This window comes from Photobacterium sp. TLY01, assembly GCF_021432065.1.
In the GTDB taxonomy this organism is placed as follows: domain Bacteria; phylum Pseudomonadota; class Gammaproteobacteria; order Enterobacterales; family Vibrionaceae; genus Photobacterium; species Photobacterium halotolerans_A.
Window position 1 is genome coordinate 489,631 of sequence record NZ_CP090364.1, and the last position, 17,891, is coordinate 507,521.

General features: G+C 52.2%; 19 protein-coding genes and 1 other RNA gene. 10 read left to right on the top strand and 10 right to left on the bottom strand.

Features of this window, described 5'->3' with window-relative positions; all coding sequences use genetic code 11:
• Positions 1-148: 148 nt before the first annotated feature.
• Entirely contained in the window at positions 149-1,033 is an 885-nt protein-coding gene (gene mscS / locus LN341_RS02400; RefSeq protein WP_234203967.1) for a small-conductance mechanosensitive channel MscS, read from the top strand.
• Between the two features lie 71 nt (positions 1,034-1,104).
• Here the strand turns inward: mscS and LN341_RS02405 are convergent, their stop codons facing one another.
• Complete coding sequence (locus LN341_RS02405) at positions 1,105-1,737, bottom strand: LysE/ArgO family amino acid transporter (RefSeq protein WP_234203968.1); 633 nt, start codon at positions 1,735-1,737, stop codon at positions 1,105-1,107.
• Positions 1,738-1,878: 141 nt separating this feature from the next.
• On the opposite strand from LN341_RS02405, the gene LN341_RS02410 reads away from it, so the two are divergent.
• Together LN341_RS02410 and LN341_RS02415 are read left to right on the top strand one after the other, a co-directional pair.
• On the top strand, positions 1,879-2,775 hold the full coding sequence (locus LN341_RS02410; protein WP_046222257.1) for a LysR family transcriptional regulator ArgP: 897 nt from the start codon (positions 1,879-1,881) through the stop codon (positions 2,773-2,775).
• 166 nt (positions 2,776-2,941) lie between these two features.
• Positions 2,942-3,637: an oxidative stress defense protein gene (locus LN341_RS02415; RefSeq protein ID WP_234203969.1), complete on the top strand. Its 696-nt coding sequence runs from the start codon at positions 2,942-2,944 to the stop codon at positions 3,635-3,637.
• Positions 3,638-3,703: 66 nt separating this feature from the next.
• On the opposite strand, the gene serA is transcribed toward LN341_RS02415, so the two are convergent.
• The 5 genes from serA to LN341_RS02440 form a co-directional block, all read right to left on the bottom strand.
• Complete coding sequence (gene serA / locus LN341_RS02420) at positions 3,704-4,933, bottom strand: phosphoglycerate dehydrogenase (RefSeq protein ID WP_234203970.1); 1,230 nt, start codon at positions 4,931-4,933, stop codon at positions 3,704-3,706.
• Positions 4,934-5,185: 252 nt separating this feature from the next.
• Positions 5,186-5,845 carry a ribose-5-phosphate isomerase RpiA gene (gene rpiA, locus LN341_RS02425; RefSeq protein WP_046222260.1) on the bottom strand — a complete coding sequence of 220 codons (660 nt, stop codon included), beginning with the start codon at positions 5,843-5,845 and terminating at the stop codon, positions 5,186-5,188.
• 108 nt (positions 5,846-5,953) lie between these two features.
• Positions 5,954-6,586 carry a 5-formyltetrahydrofolate cyclo-ligase gene (locus LN341_RS02430; RefSeq protein WP_234203971.1) on the bottom strand — a complete coding sequence of 211 codons (633 nt, stop codon included), beginning with the start codon at positions 6,584-6,586 and terminating at the stop codon, positions 5,954-5,956.
• Positions 6,587-6,655: 69 nt separating this feature from the next.
• A non-coding RNA gene (ssrS, locus tag LN341_RS02435) (6S RNA) lies at positions 6,656-6,837 on the bottom strand.
• A gap of 7 nt (positions 6,838-6,844) precedes the next feature.
• Positions 6,845-7,147: a cell division protein ZapA gene (locus tag LN341_RS02440; RefSeq protein WP_046222262.1), complete on the bottom strand. Its 303-nt coding sequence runs from the start codon at positions 7,145-7,147 to the stop codon at positions 6,845-6,847.
• A gap of 290 nt (positions 7,148-7,437) precedes the next feature.
• Here LN341_RS02440 and LN341_RS02445 point away from each other — a divergent pair, with 290 nt between their 5' ends.
• The 4 genes from LN341_RS02445 to gcvH all read left to right on the top strand — a co-directional run bounded on the left by LN341_RS02445 (position 7,438) and on the right by gcvH (position 11,065).
• A complete protein-coding gene (locus LN341_RS02445) occupies positions 7,438-8,013 on the top strand; it encodes a UPF0149 family protein (protein WP_046222263.1) in 576 nt (191 codons plus the stop codon).
• A 26-nt stretch (positions 8,014-8,039) separates the two neighbouring features.
• On the top strand, positions 8,040-9,227 hold the full coding sequence (gene ubiH, locus LN341_RS02450; RefSeq protein WP_234203972.1) for a 2-octaprenyl-6-methoxyphenyl hydroxylase: 1,188 nt from the start codon (positions 8,040-8,042) through the stop codon (positions 9,225-9,227).
• Between the two features lie 2 nt (positions 9,228-9,229).
• On the top strand, positions 9,230-10,441 hold the full coding sequence (locus LN341_RS02455) for an FAD-dependent 2-octaprenylphenol hydroxylase (protein ID WP_234203973.1): 1,212 nt from the start codon (positions 9,230-9,232) through the stop codon (positions 10,439-10,441).
• A 228-nt stretch (positions 10,442-10,669) separates the two neighbouring features.
• Entirely contained in the window at positions 10,670-11,065 is a 396-nt protein-coding gene (gene gcvH / locus LN341_RS02460; protein WP_046222266.1) for a glycine cleavage system protein GcvH, read from the top strand.
• A gap of 48 nt (positions 11,066-11,113) precedes the next feature.
• On the opposite strand, the gene LN341_RS02465 is transcribed toward gcvH, so the two are convergent.
• The 3 genes from LN341_RS02465 to ygfZ all read right to left on the bottom strand — a co-directional run bounded on the left by LN341_RS02465 (position 11,114) and on the right by ygfZ (position 13,225).
• Positions 11,114-11,317 (bottom strand): DUF1107 domain-containing protein, encoded by a 204-nt coding sequence (locus tag LN341_RS02465; RefSeq protein WP_046222267.1) that lies wholly within the window; start codon positions 11,315-11,317, stop codon positions 11,114-11,116.
• A 460-nt stretch (positions 11,318-11,777) separates the two neighbouring features.
• Positions 11,778-12,242 carry an aminoacyl-tRNA deacylase gene (locus tag LN341_RS02470; protein ID WP_144409113.1) on the bottom strand — a complete coding sequence of 155 codons (465 nt, stop codon included), beginning with the start codon at positions 12,240-12,242 and terminating at the stop codon, positions 11,778-11,780.
• A complete protein-coding gene (gene ygfZ / locus LN341_RS02475) occupies positions 12,242-13,225 on the bottom strand; it encodes a tRNA-modifying protein YgfZ (RefSeq protein WP_046222268.1) in 984 nt (327 codons plus the stop codon). The genes LN341_RS02470 and ygfZ overlap by 1 nt, the downstream gene beginning before the upstream one ends.
• A gap of 244 nt (positions 13,226-13,469) precedes the next feature.
• On the opposite strand from ygfZ, the gene LN341_RS02480 reads away from it, so the two are divergent.
• The 3 genes from LN341_RS02480 (at position 13,470) to LN341_RS02490 (ending at position 16,147) form a co-directional block, all read left to right on the top strand.
• Positions 13,470-13,730 carry a succinate dehydrogenase assembly factor 2 gene (locus LN341_RS02480; RefSeq protein ID WP_046222301.1) on the top strand — a complete coding sequence of 87 codons (261 nt, stop codon included), beginning with the start codon at positions 13,470-13,472 and terminating at the stop codon, positions 13,728-13,730.
• On the top strand, positions 13,702-14,112 hold the full coding sequence (locus LN341_RS02485) for a protein YgfX (protein ID WP_160296985.1): 411 nt from the start codon (positions 13,702-13,704) through the stop codon (positions 14,110-14,112). The genes LN341_RS02480 and LN341_RS02485 overlap by 29 nt, the downstream gene beginning before the upstream one ends.
• A 208-nt stretch (positions 14,113-14,320) precedes the next feature.
• Positions 14,321-16,147, top strand: coding sequence for a methyl-accepting chemotaxis protein (locus LN341_RS02490; RefSeq protein WP_046222270.1), 1,827 nt, complete (start codon positions 14,321-14,323; stop codon positions 16,145-16,147).
• 52 nt (positions 16,148-16,199) lie between these two features.
• Here the strand turns inward: LN341_RS02490 and nadB are convergent, their stop codons facing one another.
• Positions 16,200-17,819, bottom strand: coding sequence for an L-aspartate oxidase (nadB, locus tag LN341_RS02495; RefSeq protein ID WP_046222302.1), 1,620 nt, complete (start codon positions 17,817-17,819; stop codon positions 16,200-16,202).
• Positions 17,820-17,891: the final 72 nt, after the last annotated feature.

Here is a 17,891-nt window from a genome sequence, read left to right on the forward strand (position 1 = left end):
TGACTGTTATGACGGCAATGATTGCGCATGTCGTATCATAATTATCTGAGTCCAGATATGTGATTCATGTTAGGGCAATTTCGTTCTGTTTGTTATGTATCACGGGACTTGAGCATTACCGCATCATCCCCAATGTAGAGAGAGCGCTATGACTGAGAGTGTAACGGATAAAGTAGTGGATACTATTGCCAATAATGAGCTGGCAGATGGTGTCAAACAAGCGGGTAACTGGGTGGTCGATAATCAGGAGCTGTTAATTCAGTACGGCGTTAACCTGATTTCAGCCCTGCTCATCCTGTTTATTGGTAATCTGGTATCGAAAGGGGTGGCAAGCGGGTTCGGCAAAATGCTGCGCCGCAAACAAATGGATGAGGCGGTTGTCAAATTCCTGCAGTCACTGGTCCGTTACCTGTTGTTTGTAATCGTGCTGATTGCCGCATTGAGCCGTGTTGGCGTGCAAACGGCCTCTGTGGTGGCTGTCATCGGTGCCGCCGGCCTGGCCATTGGCCTGGCCTTGCAGGGTTCACTGTCCAACTTCGCTGCCGGTGTGCTGATTGTAGCCTTCCGTCCTTTTAAATCCGGCGATTATGTTGAAGTGGCTGGTGTGGCCGGTTCTGTTGAATCGATTCAGGTTTTTCAAACCGTACTGAATACCCCGGACAATAAAATGGTGGTTGTTCCTAATGCGGCTGTGATTGGCGGAGCTATCACCAACTACTCCAAACATGAAACCCGCCGGATCGATTATGTGATTGGGGTTTCGTACAAGTCGGATCTGAAAAAGACCAAAGAAGTGCTCAAGCGCGTTGTGGATGCCGAGCCGCGTTTGCTGAAAACGCCAGCCCCAACCATTGGCGTGGTGGCACTGGCAGACTCTTCAGTGAACTTTGTGGTTCGTCCCTGGGTGAAAACCGCCGATTACTGGGCTGTGTATTTTGATTTGCTCCAGGCAATCAAAGAAGAGCTGGATAAAGAAGGCATTGAGATTCCGTTCCCGCAAATGGATGTGCATCTCAACAAAGTTGAAGAGTAACTTCAGCGAGATAGAAATCACAATGGAGCCTGTTGGCTCCATTGTTGTTTTTGGCAGGCGCCATGCTGATGTTAGAAAACATACTGTGCCAGCAGGCGATGCGCCAGATGGGCTGCAATGATGAACATCATGGCGGCAACGGCAATATCGATTGCGCGTTTCACTTTGGGTCTGGACAAGGTTGGCGCCATTTTTGCCGCAGCAACCGATAAGGTAAAGAACCAGACGAAAGATGCCAGTATGGTTCCGAGGGCAAAAGCAATACGGTCCTGGCCTTCAAACTGCCCGCCAATCGAACCCAGAATCACAACAGTATCCAGATACAGGTGCGGATTGAGCACAGTCACGGCCAGCGCGCCTGCAATCACAGCCCGCCTGCCACGAGCCATCATTGCCATTTGCGCCTCTTCTTCAGAAGTCTGACTCAAGGCACTTTTTAAAGACAGGCTGCCGTAAAACAGCAAAAAAGCGATCCCGCCCAGTGTCACGGCGAGTAACAGGTATTCATTGCTGGACAGCAGTGCGCCGCCACCAAAGACCCCCAGGCTGATGAATAACACATCAAGCAGGCTGCATACTGCAGCTGTGGTTAAATGATGATTACGTTTGATACCTTGATTGAGTACATACGCATTTTGAGCGCCAATCGGAATGATCATGCTGGCGCCAAGGCCAAAGCCTTGTAATAACGGCCATAGGCTCATGAGTGATATTGTCCTTATTCTGTGGTGAAAATAACGGGCTATACAGCTTTCATCTGGCTAAAGCTTAAATCGCTCGCTATGATTTAGTAAATCTAATAATTTTTATGATTTATAAGAATTTCTAATAATTCGAGGGCTGACATGGAAGGACTGGATTATCGCTGGATACAGGCGCTGGATGCCGTGGTGTCTCAGCGGGGCTTTGAGCGGGCGGCAGAAATGCTGTGCATTACTCAGTCTGCGGTCTCGCAACGGATAAAGCAGTTGGAAAAACACATGGCTCAGCCACTGCTGGTGCGGGAGCAGCCACCCAGACCTACACCGGCTGGCCAGAAATTACTGGGCCTGTACCGCCGTGTTCGTCTGCTGGAGCAAGAACTGCTGCCGGATATCCGTCCGGGAGAAAACAGCCAGCCACTGCAGATGTCGATTGCTTCAAATGCCGACAGCCTGGCCACCTGGCTGCTGCCGGCACTCAGTCCGCTGCTCAGGCAGCGACGTATCGAAATTAACCTGATGCTGGAAGATGAGAGCCGGACCCTCGACAGATTACGCAGCGGAGAAGTGGTCGGGGCCATCAGCATGGAAGCCACGCCAATGCCCGGTTGTGTGTCTGATTACCTTGGCCGAATGGATTATCTGTGCGTCGCCAGCCCGGATTTTCAGGCGCGGTATTTTGCGGAAGGGGTCAACCGCGAGGCGCTGATGCGCGCCCCGGCTGTGGCATTTGATCAGTATGATGATTTACATGAAGTCTTCATTCAGCAGCATTATAACCTGCCGCGTGGCAGCGTGCTGACCCACAGGGTCCGCTCCTCAGAGGCCTTCGTCAAACTGGCACTGCAGGGCGTGGCATACTGCCTGATCCCTAAAATTCAGATAGAGTCAGAGTTGGACAGCGGCGGCTTGGTCAATCTGACCCCGGAGATCATGTTGACCCGCCGGATTTACTGGCATCACTGGGCGCTGGAAAGCGGCGTCTTTAGTGAAGTGACGGCTCAGTTACTGGCGCATGCCAGAAAGCGTCTGCCTCAGTAAGGAAGGCCAGCCAGTCAGCGAAGCGTGTGCAACTATTGATAATAGTCATTTTAATAAAATGATGTGCAAAATTTTTTGCGATCCCGGGATAATTTTTCTCAGCCCGGTGTCAAAAGCAGCAGAAGGCCAATGCGCTGAAACCTAACGTGATGATTTGGATGGTGTTATGAAGAAAACCTTACTTGCTGTTTGTTTGAGTGGAGTGACGCTGATCAGTCCGTTGGCAATGGCAGAAGACAGCTTTCCCCGTCTGGAAACCATTGGTGTGGGGGAAATAACCGCTCAACCGGACATGGCTGTCTTTACCGTGGCGGTTGAAGAGAATCGTAAAACAGCTCAGGAAGCGAAACAGGCAGCCGACAAAGCCGTCACGGCCTTTATGGATCGCTTGCAAAAAAGTGGCGTGAAGCGGGCAGATATCGAAAGCGCCAATATTTATCTGCACCCACAGTACCACAGCAGCAACGATGCGCCCCCTGAACTGGTGGGTTATCAGGCGTCGCGGCAGGTCACTGTGACAGTCCGGGATTTGGAAAAACTGAATACCTATCTGGACAACGCGCTGGGTGACGGCATCAACCGGATTCAGAATATCGAGCTGAAAGTCAGCGATGCCGAGAAATACATGGAACAAGCCCGTCAGGCCGCCATCAAAGATGCGCAGAGTAAGGCGAAATCACTGGCGCAAGGCTTTGATACCGATATTGATGGGGTGTGGAATATCCGTTATTTCGATCCGATGCCGCGTCCGGTGATGGGGCATATGAAAATGGATGCGGCGATGGAAACTCAGGCTACCTATCAGGATGCCGAGATTACTTTCCGTGACCGAGTGGAAGTGGTGTTCCGTCTGGAAAAATAATCCAGTAGGCCAGATAGCAAAAAGCTCACCTCAGGGTGAGCTTCTTGGTTTCAGGTGGTTTGAAAATTAGTGCAGAATACGGGCACGGATTGTACCGTCGATCGCCTTCAGCTTATTCAGTGCTTCTTCTGAGCGTTCGGTTTCTACGTCAATCACCACATAACCCAGTTCAGGGCTGGTTTGCAGGTACTGAGCTGCGATGTTAATACCTTCAGAGGCGAAAATTGTGGTGATCTGATTCAGGATTCCCGGACGGTTTTCGTGAATGTGTAGCAGACGCGAACAGCCACGGTGCTCAGGTAAAGACACCTCAGGGAAGCCAACGGCCGACACGGTTGAACCGTTGTCTGAGTATTTCACGATTTTGCCAGCCACTTCGATACCAATGTTTTGCTGGGCTTCCTGAGTCGAACCGCCGATGTGCGGCGTCAGGATCACGTTATCAAAGCGTGTCAGCGGTGATTCGAACAGATCTTTGTTGGTTTTTGGCTCAACCGGGAAGACGTCAATCGCTGCGCCTGCCAGATGCTTGCTTTCCAGTGCGCTGCACAAGGCATCGATGTCGACGACTGTGCCGCGAGCGGCATTGATAAAGATCGAACCCGGTTTCATGCGCGCGAACTCTTCGGCACCCATCAGGTTCTGAGTGTCCAGTGTCTCTGGCACATGCAGGCTGATGACATCGGATTTATTGAGCAGCTCGCTCAGGGAATCCACCTGGGTTGCGTTCCCTAAAGTCAGCTTGTTTTCGATGTCATAGAAATACACATCCATACCCAGGTTTTCAGCCAGAATACTGAGCTGAGTCCCGATATGGCCATAGCCGATGATACCCAGCTTCTTACCCCGGGCTTCATAAGAAGAATCTGCTGTTTTTTGCCACTCACCACGGTGGGCTTTAGCATTTTTTTCCGGAATGCCGCGGAGCAGCAGCAAAATTTCACCCAGTACCAGTTCGGCCACACTGCGGGTATTGGAGAAGGGGGCGTTAAAAACAGGAATACCACGACGGTTGGCTTCATTCAGATCAACCTGATTGGTACCAATGCAGAAACAGCCAACAGCAATCAGCTTTTTGGCAGCGTCAAAGACTTCTGCTGTCAGCTGGGTGCGGGAACGAATGCCAACAAAATGGGCATCTTTGATCGCCTCAAGCAGCTCATCACCTGCCAGCGAGCCCTTATGATATTCAATATTCTCATAGCCGGCTTGTTTGAGTACTTCAAGTGCAGAGGGGTGAACGCCTTCCAGCAGCAGAACTTTAATTTTGTCTTTATCCAGCGAAACTTTTGCCATGGTCCTTTTCCTTAAAAACAACAGGTATTCCATTCAGCAGGCAGGATATCGTGTGCATGCAACAGCACATTGTGATGTCGCACGGTGACAGGCGTACATCCTGTGTTGCCGTCTGGTGAGCTTAAACGATTGCGTTCACATTAAAGTATCAAAATTTTCGACGAAGTGGCGAGAATATTACGAAATGGATAATAAAAAACGGCATATATTATGCCGTTTCGTCATCAAGCCTGATGAATCGCGCTGAAACTGTTATTTCGTGACAGTTTTTACGCCATCAGGAGACCCGACCAGCAGAACATCCGCTCCGCGTTGGGCAAAAAGACCGACAGTAACCACACCTGGCAGTGCATTAATCTTACTTTCCAGATCTTTTGCATCGGTGATCTTCAGGTTGTGTACATCTAAAATGATGTTGCCGTTATCTGTGATGACACCTTCACGGTAGACAGGATCGCCGCCCAGCTTCACTAATTCACGGCCGATGAATGAACGGGCCATTGGAATCACTTCGACCGGAAGAGGGAAAGCACCCAAGACATCGACTTCTTTGGTATTGTCGACGATACAGATGAATTTTTTGGCAATTGCCGCCACAATTTTTTCGCGTGTCAGTGCCGCACCGCCGCCTTTGATCATGTCAAAGTCAGGGTTGATTTCATCGGCACCATCCACGTAGATATCCAGCGCAGACACTTCATTGGCATCAAATACCGGAATACCGATAGCTTCCAGACGCTGTGTTGACGCCACTGAGCTGGACACGGCGCCTTTGATTTCTTCTTTGCGGGTTGCCAGCGCATCGATGAAGTGATTGACGGTAGAACCGGTACCAACGCCGACAATGCTGCCTTTGGTTACGTAGTCCAGGGCTGCCCAGCCAGCCGCTTTTTTCATTTCATCTTGTGTCATGCTTTTTCCTCGTGATGGCCTATGGATTGCGGAGCGCTGATTATAGCCGACCATTGCTACTCTGGCAGGTTAAAATCATGATGAAGATCCCTGTTTAGGGAACTGGTGTCAGCTTGATGACCAGCGATGATGCGCCGAAGGCGTGATAATGGCGGGCAGGGGCACATCCCAGGCCTCTGACGGCAGATGCCGGACCTGCTGGCAATCGTGAGCCAGCCCGAGTGGGCGAGGGCCAGTCCCGGTATGGTGCCACTGGCTTAAGGTGCGATCGTAATATCCGCCTCCCATGCCTAAGCGTTGTCCCTGTTCATCGAAGGCCACCAGTGGGGTGCAGATCAAATCCAATTCGTGTACGGGTTTCACCAGGCGGACATCCAGCACAGGTTCGGCAATCCCATAGCGGTTACAATGCATTTTGGTCTCAGGCCGGTAATGGAGAAACAGCAGATGACCTTTGCTGAAAGGATGGAGCACGGGCAGATAGACGTTCTTGTTCTGGTGCCACAGCCACTCGATTAACGGCTCGGTATCTAACTCACCGTCATTGTTGAGGTATAAAGCCACATGCTGCGACTGGCGAACCTCTCTGAGCTGACAAAAGCGGCTTAGCACAGCCTTACTTGCCTGTTCCTGTTGTTGCGGGGTCAGGGCCTGGCGCTTAAGGCGAACCTGCTGGCGAAGTTGCTGGCGTGTGGTTTGGGTTGTTTGTGCGGTGAAGCCTTGCGGGTGAGCTGCATCCATAACATTCTATGCCTGTCGTCGCCTGCTCAAAGAGAGAACTGCGGGCTGTGAGCAGAATAGAAAAAGAGGGGGTGCCCCAAGGTGCCGTTGCGAATTGTTGCCCTTGAACCAGACGTTCAAGGTGGATCGGCAACATTAACCGTAGGCTTCTCAGTCGTGCTGAGCATGCTCAATAGCTAATAAAAGCAAATCCTGGTTTTTTGCTTATCGGCTCGGGGACGTCGATTCGCTGACGCACACCCCAGGGTCAATTCATTATCAACGTTGCGGTTGATTTTGCAATGCCTCAGTCAGAGTTTCTGTTAATTGGCCGATGCGCTCGGACAAAGAATCAGCATTGGTGTTAAATTCTTTTCGTTCATTATGCAGTTCACTGCAAATGTTCAGCCCGGTAAACATGAGTAACTGCTCCGGGTTGGATATTTTGGTTCGCTGTGACAGTTCATTCAGGCGGCTGTCAAAATCCGCCGCGGCTGCCCGTAATGCTGTTTCCTGGCCAACGGGGCAATTTACCTTAATGGTACGGCCTAAAATTTCAATTTCAACTGCCTGCGAGCTCATAGCTGTTTTGTATCCGTGTCAGTCACTGTGAATTCGTGAAGCGAAGATCGGCCGCTAATATAGAAAAAGCCTATTTAACTTGCAAGCCTGCGACCTGTCGGTCTGAAATGCCCGCAAGAGAGATGACAAATCTTCAACAGTTCGGCGTTATTTTTGCCGTTAAGCCAGCGAATGGCAGTAAAAATATCGACTCAATCAACCGCCTTTTGCTTTAGGTTAGCCTGAATCCAGCCTTAGTGGTAGCATATCACAAACCCATCTGACACCAATCTTATTAAGGTGAAAAGCCCATGAGCGAAGTAAAATTGCCGGCTTATGAAGCGGTTGAAGCCGCGCTGAAAAGTCAGGCTCTGGCGGTGACGCCCTCAGAATTACACGGATTACTGACGGGCATGCTGTGCGGAGGATTACCCGCTGCCGGCGAGCACTGGATGGGGCCGATCTCAGATTACGCGAACAATGGCGAATCCCTGGGCGGTGATGCCAGAACACTGACGCAGCATCTGGTGGACATGACGTCGAAGGAATTGGCCGGTACGGGCTTTGAGGCGTCTTTGTTGCTACCAGATGATGAGGAAGATTTGATGGTTCGGGCAGAAGCTTTAAGTGAATGGGTGAACTGTTTTCTGTCCGGATTGGGTCTGATGGGTCTGAATCAGGAAAAGCTGCCGGCTTCGGTGCAGGAAGCGTTAGGTGATTTGCAGGATATTGCGCAGCTGGGGATCGATGATGAGGATGATCTGGAAGAGCAGGCGGCGTTGTTTGAGCAGGTGATTGAGCATGTCCGGATGTGCGCGCTGACCTGTTATTTCGAGCTGGTGTCGCGGCACCAGTCTGGTCAGGGTGATGCGCCAACGCTGCACTGACAGGGTTGGTTTGAGGTAGGACAGACATGAAGCAGTATGATGTTGTCATTGCGGGTGGGGCCATGACAGGCGCCAGCCTGGCGTTGGCCCTGGATACCCTGAGCCAGGGGCACTTGCGCATTGCCGTTGTAGAAGCGGTTTCTCCTGAACAGACAGGCCACCCCGGTTATGATGCCCGCAGTATTGCCATGTCGTTAGGCTCCGTTCGTTTAATGGAGCAACTCGGTCTCTGGTCATCCCTGGCCGGTGAAGCCACGGCTATCTCCCGTATTCATGTCTCTGATCGGGGGCATCTCGGGCTGGCCCGGATGTCAGCCAGCGAGTACGGCCTCGGCGCGCTCGGTTATGTGATTGAACTGGCGCAGGCGGGAGCCGTGTTCCACGAACAGCTGTTGCAACGTGCGGCGATTGATCTCTTTTGTCCGTCCAGAATTGATTCGCTGCATCGCGATCAGGCAATGGTCAGTCTGCAGCTGTCCACCGGCGAGTCCCTGCAGGCCAGCTTGCTGGTCGCGGCCGATGGCGGGGTGTCGGGTTGCTGTGCGCAACTGGGGATAGGCCATCAGAGTCTGGATTTTGAACAGGTCGCCGTGATTGCCAATGTCTCGACTGCTTTATCTCATCAGGGCGAAGCTTTTGAACGATTCACGCCTGATGGCCCGGTCGCCTTACTGCCGATGAGCCAGGGGCGAAGCTCGCTGGTCTGGTGTATCTCGCCGGAGCAGCAGCAGGAAGTCATGGCGTGGAATGACGAAACGTTTCTGGCGAAATTACAGGCCATTTTTGGCTGGCGTATGGGCAAGATGGAAAAAACGGGCCAGCGATTCATCTATCCGCTGAGTCTGCGTCAGGCTGAGCGCCGGGTTTCACACCGTTTTGCTGTGATTGGCAATGCCGCACAGACATTGCATCCGATAGCGGGGCAGGGGTTCAATCTGGGCTTGCGTGATGTTGTGACTTTGGCAGAAGAAGTGGTGGCTGGCTATCAGGCGGGTGAAGATCCGGGCTCCATGGCCATTTTGAGCCGCTTTCGTCAGCGCCGGGAGCCGGATCAGGCCGCAACAGTGGCGATGACAACGGGTCTGGTGAAACTGTTTGCGAATGAGTACTGGCCTTTGGTTGCCGGGCGGAATGCCGGCCTGATGGCGATGAGTATGATGGATACAATTAAAGCGCCGCTGATGAAGCGTGCGATGGGACAGGTAGACAGATAATCATGATGCAAAGTGTGGATATAGCCATTATTGGTGGCGGTATGGTTGGCTTAACGCTGGCGGCAGCCCTGGCAGATACCGATCTCCGTATTGCCGTCATTGAAGGCCATTTGCCTGACCCTGAACTGACCCCTCTACCGGATGTACGTGTTTCTGCATTGAGCCGGGCCAGTGAGCGGATTTTGCGCCGAGTCGGTGCCTGGCAAGGCATGGCGGAGCGCAGAATCAGCCCTTACCAGCAGATGGATGTCTGGGAGCAGGACAGCTTTGCGCAGATCAGTTTTGATGCGGCCTCGCTGGCGCAGCCTGATCTTGGCCATATCGTCGAGAATCGTGTGATTCAGCTGGCACTGCTGGACAAAGTGAATGCTCAGCCAAATGTGACCATGATTGCCCCGGTGCGTTGCCAGCAACTGGCACTGGGTGAGCGTGAAGCCTGGCTGACACTGGACAACGGCCAAAGCCTGACCGCCAAACTGGTTGTGGGGGCGGATGGCGCCAATTCATGGGTACGCAGGCAGATCGATATCCCGCTGACCCACTGGGATTATGGCCATCACGCGATTGTGGCAAGTATTCGCTGTGAAGAATCACATGGGCGCACTGCCCGACAAATTTTTACGCCGGACGGCCCTTTGGCATTTCTGCCCTTGTCAGAACCGGATTTGTGCTCGATTGTGTGGTCTGTGTCGCCGCAAAAGGCGGAAGACTTAATGGCCCTGGATGCCGACAGCTTTAGTCATCAGTTGTCAGCCGCCTTTGATTGCCGGCTGGGGGTGTGCAGGCTGGAGGGGGAACGCCAGGTCGTGCCACTGAAAATGCGGTATGCCCGTGATTTTGTAAGCGATCGGGTGGCTCTGATTGGTGATGCGGCGCATACGATACACCCGTTGGCGGGACAAGGTGTGAATCTTGGCTTGCTGGATGCTGCCAGTCTGGCGGAAACCGTGAGTCTGCTGTGGCGTCAGGACAAAGATATCGGAGCCCACCAGCACCTGCGCTATTTTGAGCGCTGGCGCAAAGCCGAAGCAGCAAAAATGATTGCTGCGATGCAAGCGTTCCGGGAACTGTTTGCCGGCACTCATCCGGCGAAAAAGCTGATCCGTGATGTTGGACTGCTGCTGGTCAATCATGCGCCAGGCGCCAAAGATCAGTTGATGCGCCGAGCTTTGGGACTGACGGGAGAATTGCCTGCGCTTGCCAGAGCTGAGTAAGGATCTGATGACCGGGATTCTCTTGTCCTGAAACCTTAACTGTTTTGATAAAGCCAGTCGCGTCAGCGGCTGGCTTTTTTTGTGAGTCCAATTGCTTTCAATCTGTTTTTTTTCTCCTAAAGTAATCTTAGGCAGGGCACAGTGCCCTGAAGATCAGACTCACCCGTGATTGCTTTTATGTTGGCAAATCACTAAACGGGCACTTCAGACTTTAGTAAGGATAACTTTATGGCTCACGTTCCTTCTGAATTGAAATACACCGAATCACATGAATGGGTACGCCCTGAAGGGGATGGTGTCTATACCATTGGCATCACGGATCATGCGCAGCAATTGCTCGGGGATATGGTGTTTGTTGATTTGCCGGAGGTTGACAGAGCAGTCAGTGCAGGAGATGAGTTTGCGGTGGCGGAATCCGTCAAAGCGGTATCCGAGGTCTATGCACCTTTGTCCGGGGTTGTTGTGGCAATCAATGAAGAGCTGGAGATGTCTCCTGAGTTATTAAATCACGATCCGTACGGGGATGGCTGGCTGGTTCAGATTAAGGCCGATGATGAAGCTGAGCTGGATGAATTACTGGATGCGAACGCCTATACCGAATTAGCGCGTGAAGAAGAAGATTAGCGCTGAGCAAGACTGAATGAGGCCGGTTGTGAACCGGCCTTGATACAATTAAGCGGCTTCTTTGAGTCGACGGATTTCCAGATTGACTTCTTTGACTGTTTCGAAATGACGTTGTTCTGCCTTCACGGGCAGTTTCAGCATGCCATTGTCAAATTCATACCCGCCACGGCCGTCAATGTATAAGCGGCCACTGAATAACCTGCTAACGTGTTTGGCCACAAGTTTCGGTAAATATTGTTTAAACATGCGCATAATGATGAGCAACCTTGCCTTATTTCTATTGTTGTTGTGTTTATGACCGGGCCATTATAAAGAATTGACTATGAAATATTTGTGATATTCTCAGCATAATGTTTATGTGAAATGGCTCATCGCTGTCATTAATTTTTACATATCTCTCATTATTCAGAATAATATTCTTATTTGTAGCGTAAGTGCTCAATTACAATCTGGTGATGATTTGGCGATGGGGAAGTCAATTAATTTTAATTTAATTGTTAGATATCAGTATTTTATTGGTGTTTGGTTTGGGGCGGTCAGGTAACAAGAGGGGATTTGCTACAGAAATGTGTTGGTGTCTTTTTGTACTCGATGGTGAAAAGGTGACAGCAAAAAAGTATTTTCTGCTAGCGAGGACAACTGCTCTGATCTCTGATTTATTGTGCGAAAAGGGTGAATGGTTACGCAAAAAGTGAAACTAAGTGTGGCCGGACTAGCGGCAGATATCACCATATCGTGGCTCACACAGCTGAACCAGGTCGCTCATGGCCAGCTCAATACCCGCCATGCGATTGCCGCTGCTGATATTCACGGTCTGATATTCACACAGGGACCGATCAAAAATCACAGGCAGTGGCTGTTTGAGTCCGATGGGGGCAACCGTGCCGATAGTCAGGCCGGTGACGTCTTCAACATCTTGGGCATCTGCGCAAGTCATCCGGCGACAGTTCAATAAGGTGCGCACCTTTTTCGGATCAACCTGCCGGGTACCGGGCACACATGCCAGAACGTGTAACCCGCCCATATCTCGCAGCAAGATCGATTTCACCAGCCGGTGTGCTTCTACTCCGCGCTCTGCCGCAGCTTCTTGAATGGTGCGGGCGGGTTTGTGATGAGGAAGCAGCAGGAAGTCGATGCCTTCCTGCTGCAGATAACGTGTGATGGGGGTATCCAGCATTACGCGTCTTCTTCCAGCGAATACGGCAATGGTAATTGCTGCCAGCGGCTTTCGGGCTCGTCAGCCAGGCGGAAGGCGGTGCCTTCTTCCAGGTCATTGGGCAGGACGACCAATGCCAGAGATTGTTGATCGCTGAACTGATAGCCCGCAATGATAGTGCCACCTTTACGCCAGTTGTCACCCACACTGCGCTCCAGTACATCGCCGGCTTTCGGGCAGCGTTCAGCCTGACCCGAAACAATGTACATTGCCCGTTTGTTGATGCCGCGCCATTTGGCTCTGGCAACGGTTTCCTGGCCGGTGTAGCAGCCTTTTTTGAAGCTGATACCGCCCAGAGCCTGCAGGTTCATCGATTGCGGGATGAACTCCAGCTCAGTGTCGGTATCAATCCGAGGGCATCCCTGGCGGATGTCGTACAGATCCCAGAGCGTATCATCAGACAGTACGGCGCTGGCGGCGAGCTTCTCGGCCAGGTGACGGACAGTATCGCTGTCTGCAGCAATCAACCAGCGCTGTTCATCAATTTTGACCGCAGTGCCATGCTCACTGGCCCGCACATCGCCTTCGCCACCCCAGACGGTGTCAATGGTGGCTTGTGCCTGTTCTCCCGTTAATCCTAACAAGGCGTCAGTACTGGCCTCTATGGTGGTTTTTGAAAAGATGGCGTACTTTTTCAGCTCAGGTAACTGGCTGTCCATGACACTTTTACGTTGCAGCCAGCCCAGACCGTCTCTGTGATGAAAGAGGCGGAAAATGGTGCGCATCTTACCTTTAGCATCACAGTGTGCCCCAAGGGTGGACTGCCCGGCATGCAGAGACACCACATCGCAGGTGACCTGCCCCTGAAGATAGGAAATGCTGTCCTGACCAACCAGAGTCACCAGCCCCCAATGGGTGAGATTTACCAGGGCAAGCGATGGCAGCGGAGCGTCAGCGGAAAGAGAAAGTGTGTCGAATTGCAAAGTATCTGACCAGGTGCTCATAGTCGAATCCGTCGTTGATAAGGAAAGCTGGTGTCCAGCCTTCAGAAAAGCTGCGAATAAGCGTTATGTTATCGCTCTGACTGAAGTTTGTCAGCCTGCAAGCAACAGTCGCTGCGTTTTTGTGTCGGGGATTATCACGACCAGCTCTCATTTTGTTGCGTCATCTGTGACTGCAGATAGTCGGCAGGAAAACGGGCTGGTAGTATTGCCGCAGAATGAACACCACCAGGAGTTGAGGTTGGAAATGATAGGTGCAGACGATAAAGCACGAATTAGATGGGCCTGCCGTCGTGGCATGCTGGAGCTGGACGTCATTATCATGCCGTTCTTTGAAGAGTGCTTTGATGATTTAAACCCGCAGGAGCGCCAGGATTTTGTGTCTTTGCTGACGTGCGATGACCCGGATCTGTTCAACTGGCTGATGGAACACGGTCAAAGCGCGAACCCTGCGCATGCTGCAATGGTGGACAAGATTGTTGCCCACAACAAGAGCAAGCTTCGCTAACCTGACGCTTCACCCTTCTTCTCTCTTGCTTGCCGCTTTAACCGGAGCATATCTGGCCGTGGCAAGCTTGTTGTCTTTTTTGATGTTTGTGGATGTGCTGCCCGTACCCGTCTGGTGGCTGTTGTGTGAATGGCTGTGGGGCGAGTATCTTTGCGCCAGAATCCAGCTTGCTTCCCTTCATGGTCCGCTGATTCTATTTGATGACCGGCACATTGAATGGCGGCACAACCGCTGGCAATTGGTCCATACCCGGCTGCTGACTTCACGGTTGCTGATCATCGAGTTGAAGCACGCCCATCAGGATTACTGGCTTGCCGTCAGCCGTGATGCCTGTTCAGACAAAGATTTTCGTTTGCTGAGCCTTTTCTGCCGTAACTGCTGACGGTGGCATTGATTGCGGTTAGTCGCAGTTTCTGGGAGCCATGTCATTTTTGAACGGCTCGTTTTTACCGAATTGCGGTTATAAAATCGCACAGAGTAATATTCTGCTTCATATTTGATGTAATTCCTAGGTTGGGAATTTATAATGCCTTACTAGTTTTTCGGTGTATAAAACGCTGACATTTTATGCTGTTAAGGGATTTTGTGTAATGAAGGTTAGGCATAAGCTGCTGGGGCTGGCAGGGTTAAGTATCACAGCCATTTTTTTATTGTTTGGAATCAACAGCTATACCAATCATAAGCTTGTCAGTATGGAAGCGGCTGGCAGCCAGCTTGATCAATTAGAAGTCACCTTGCTGAATCTCAGGCGTAATGAGAAAGATTTTCTGGCACGTATGGATCTGAAGTACCTCCAGACTTTCAATGACAACTACGGCAAATTTCAGTCACAATTGGCACAGCTACAGCAAGACCTGGCTGCTTTGTCGGTTCATCTGCCGCAAGTGGCATCGCTGCAGAGCCAGATACATGACTATCATGCCGGTATGCAGGCATTGGTCTCAGGTTATCAGACGCTGGGACTGACAGCATCGGAAGGAATGTATCAGTCACTGTACCAAAGCGGTGAGCAGTTAATGGCTGTGGGGTCTGAAAGTCCTCAGACTTTGGAGATCTATCGTTTGATACTGACCGCAAAGTTATTTGCGGCAACTGATGATAAAGGCTTGCTGGCGGACTATCAGGCATATGTGGCGCAACATGGCGACCGGCTGGAAAGCCAGTTCGGCCGAGATTACCGTAAATTTAATCAGTTATTGAGCCAGCTGGTGGCGCAGAAAACCCGAATTGGCCTGACACATAAAGATGGCCTGAGAGGACAAATCCGCACTTTATCTCATCAGGTTGAGGCTGAATTCGGACAAATGCAGCAACAGATCGATCAAGAAGCTGCTCAGGTTAAGGTTTCTATCAATCGCATGACCTGGCTTGTTGTTGCGCTCATTATGGCGGGACTTATCGCGCTTTCATGGAAAATCAGCGTCTCGATTCTGGCGCCGGTTGAGCGTTTGAGCCGTTTAATGAACCGCATTGCCACCAGTCATGATCTCACGCTCAGCGCAGACACTTCAGGTAAAGATGAGCTTGCCGCGATGGGGGCGCATTTTAACTCTCTGCTGAACAGTTTACGCAAGCTGGTCGGGGATGTTCAGTCTGCGGTCTCTGAGCTCGGTGCGGCTTCTGCCCAGCTTCAGCGTCGCAGCCAGGAGGCAGAGCAGGCGCTGGCAGCCCAGTTGGTGGACAGTGATTCGGTGGCGGCGGCCAGTACCGAAATGCAGGCGACCATCAGCGAAGTGGCGCATATCACCCATGACGCGGCTGCACAGACGGGTCGCAGTCATGATGAAGCCACGCAGGGGTTAGCGGAAGTTGTCGAAACACGGGCACGGATTGATCAGTTGTCCGCCGGGCTGGCTCAGAGCAGTCAGGAAGTGTCCAGCCTTTCCGGATTATCAGACAGTATCGGCTCAGTGGTTGTGGTGATTAAAAACATTGCCGAACAAACTAACCTGTTGGCATTGAATGCCGCGATTGAGGCCGCCCGGGCCGGTGAGCAGGGACGGGGATTTGCCGTGGTGGCTGATGAAGTTCGCTCTCTGGCCATGCGCACCCAGCAGTCCACTCAGGAAATTACCAGCATTATCAGCTCACTGCAGCAGCAGACGGAACAAGTGGTCAGCCATATTGAGCACTGCCGGACGCAAGGGGAGAGCAGTGTGGCTCAGGCGCAAAGTGCCGAGGCGAAGATCCGAACCGTGATTGCCGATATGCAGCGGATACTGGATTCCAGCATGCAAATCGCTGCGGCGGTCGAGCAGCAGAGTCAGGTGTCTGACGATATTGGCGCTCGTGTGGTGTCGATCCGTGATGTGACCAACAGCAATGTAGTGGTGGTACAGGAAAATGCGCAGGCAGCGCACTCCGTGTCCGTGCAGGCTCATACCTTATCGCAGGCAATCAAAGCCTATCAGGTCTGAGCTGAGCTGAGATGACAAGCGGGAGCCTGTGCGGCTCCCGTTGGTCTGGTTATTATTTTGGATGACGCGGATCTAAGATAGTGGGTGACAGCGTCTCCAGCATATCCGGGTAATCCAGGGTGTAATGCAGCCCCCGGCTTTCTTTCCGCTCCAGCGCACAGCGCACCATCAGCTCAGCGACTTGCAGCAAGTTGCGCAGCTCCAGCAGGTTGTTGGACACCCGGAAGTTACTGTAGTACTCGTCAATTTCCTGCTTCAGCAGTTGGATCCGGCGCATGGCCCGCTCGAGGCGTTTGGTGGTGCGCACGATGCCGACATAGTCCCACATAAACAGACGCAGCTCATGCCAGTTGTGCTGAATGACGACTTCTTCGTCTGAATTGGAGACTTTACTCTCGTCCCACTGCGGCAAAGACGATGGCAGCTTGATTTCATCAAGGTGCTGGCTGATATGGCTGGCCGCCGACCAGGCATAGACCACACACTCAAGCAGCGAGTTGGACGCCATGCGGTTGGCACCGTGCAGGCCGGTATAGCTGACTTCACCAATGGCATACAAGCCGTTCAAATCTGTTTGCCCCTGCTTGTCGACCATGACACCGCCACAGGTATAGTGGGCAGCCGGGACGACGGGAATGGCATCTTTGGTAATGTCGATACCGTAGCCGAGCAGTTTCTCGTAGATGGTCGGAAAATGCTTGGTCACAAAATCAGCGGGTTTATGGCTGATATCCAGATACATGCAGTCAGCACCCAGTCGTTTCATTTCATAGTCGATCGCGCGGGCGACGACGTCCCGCGGGGCCAGCTCAGCACGCTCGTCAAACTCCTGCATAAAGCGGGAGCCGTCCGGGCGGCGCAGATACGCCCCTTCGCCACGCAGAGCTTCGGTGAGCAGGAAATTACGTGCTTCTGGATGGAAAAGGCAGGTGGGATGAAACTGATTAAATTCCAGATTTGCAACGCGGCAGCCCGCCCGCCAGGCCATGGCGATGCCATCACCGGATGAAACGTCCGGGTTCGAAGTGTACTGATAAACTTTCGAAGCCCCGCCGGTGGCCAGCACCACGAATTTGGCGCGCACGGTTTCAACGGACTCACGCTGGCGGTTCCAGATATAAGCGCCGAGAACCCGGTTGGGTGCATCAGTCTCCCCAATTTTGTGGCTGGTGATCAAATCCAGCGCATTGTGGCGCTCCAGCACTTCAATATTCGGGTGGTTGTGAACATTGTCCTGCAGCGACATCTGCATCGCCATGCCCGTCGCATCGGCGGCATGCAAAATCCGGCGGTGGCTGTGACCGCCTTCGCGGGTCAGATGATAGCGCGGATGGTCATCGGTGCTGTTGTCTTCCTGATCAAAGGGCACCCCGGCATCGATGAGCCATTGCACGCAATCGCGGGCATTTTCAGCAATGAAGCGAACCACTTCTTCATCACAAAGATGGGCACCGGCAATCTGAGTATCTTCAACATGAGAGTCCACACTGTCTGTTTCATCAAAAACAGCAGCGATACCGCCCTGAGCATAGTAAGTCGCCCCTTCACTCCGTGGGCCTTTGCTCAGGACGAGCACTTTACACATCGGAGCCAGACGTAAGGCCAGAGAGAGGCCTGCTGCGCCGCTACCGATGACCAGGACGTCACAACTGTGTTCTCGGTTCTCGTTCATATTGATCTCATATCCCTGTGGTAAGCTCGCCATATTACCAAAAAACCCTGTATGTGGGGCTTTTTTGATCTG

Bases quoted from the DNA above. Each gene is read 5' to 3' on its own strand.
- LN341_RS02465 (WP_046222267.1), bottom strand. From the start codon at position 11,317: ATGCGCATGTTTAAACAATATTTACCGAAACTTGTGGCCAAACACGTT.
- LN341_RS02470 (WP_144409113.1), bottom strand. From the start codon at position 12,242: ATGCTGGATACCCCCATCACACGTTATCTGCAGCAGGAAGGCATCGAC.
- LN341_RS02455 (WP_234203973.1), top strand. From the start codon at position 9,230: ATGATGCAAAGTGTGGATATAGCCATTATTGGTGGCGGTATGGTTGGC.
- LN341_RS02415 (WP_234203969.1), top strand. From the start codon at position 2,942: ATGAAGAAAACCTTACTTGCTGTTTGTTTGAGTGGAGTGACGCTGATC.
- LN341_RS02440 (WP_046222262.1), bottom strand. From the start codon at position 7,147: ATGAGCTCGCAGGCAGTTGAAATTGAAATTTTAGGCCGTACCATTAAG.
- nadB (WP_046222302.1), bottom strand. From the start codon at position 17,819: ATGAACGAGAACCGAGAACACAGTTGTGACGTCCTGGTCATCGGTAGC.
- rpiA (WP_046222260.1), bottom strand. From the start codon at position 5,845: ATGACACAAGATGAAATGAAAAAAGCGGCTGGCTGGGCAGCCCTGGAC.
- LN341_RS02480 (WP_046222301.1), top strand. From the start codon at position 13,470: ATGATAGGTGCAGACGATAAAGCACGAATTAGATGGGCCTGCCGTCGT.
- ygfZ (WP_046222268.1), bottom strand. From the start codon at position 13,225: ATGAGCACCTGGTCAGATACTTTGCAATTCGACACACTTTCTCTTTCC.
- LN341_RS02405 (WP_234203968.1), bottom strand. From the start codon at position 1,737: ATGAGCCTATGGCCGTTATTACAAGGCTTTGGCCTTGGCGCCAGCATG.
- LN341_RS02490 (WP_046222270.1), top strand. From the start codon at position 14,321: ATGAAGGTTAGGCATAAGCTGCTGGGGCTGGCAGGGTTAAGTATCACA.
- ubiH (WP_234203972.1), top strand. From the start codon at position 8,040: ATGAAGCAGTATGATGTTGTCATTGCGGGTGGGGCCATGACAGGCGCC.
- mscS (WP_234203967.1), top strand. From the start codon at position 149: ATGACTGAGAGTGTAACGGATAAAGTAGTGGATACTATTGCCAATAAT.
- gcvH (WP_046222266.1), top strand. From the start codon at position 10,670: ATGGCTCACGTTCCTTCTGAATTGAAATACACCGAATCACATGAATGG.
- serA (WP_234203970.1), bottom strand. From the start codon at position 4,933: ATGGCAAAAGTTTCGCTGGATAAAGACAAAATTAAAGTTCTGCTGCTG.
- LN341_RS02445 (WP_046222263.1), top strand. From the start codon at position 7,438: ATGAGCGAAGTAAAATTGCCGGCTTATGAAGCGGTTGAAGCCGCGCTG.
- LN341_RS02410 (WP_046222257.1), top strand. From the start codon at position 1,879: ATGGAAGGACTGGATTATCGCTGGATACAGGCGCTGGATGCCGTGGTG.
- LN341_RS02430 (WP_234203971.1), bottom strand. From the start codon at position 6,586: ATGGATGCAGCTCACCCGCAAGGCTTCACCGCACAAACAACCCAAACC.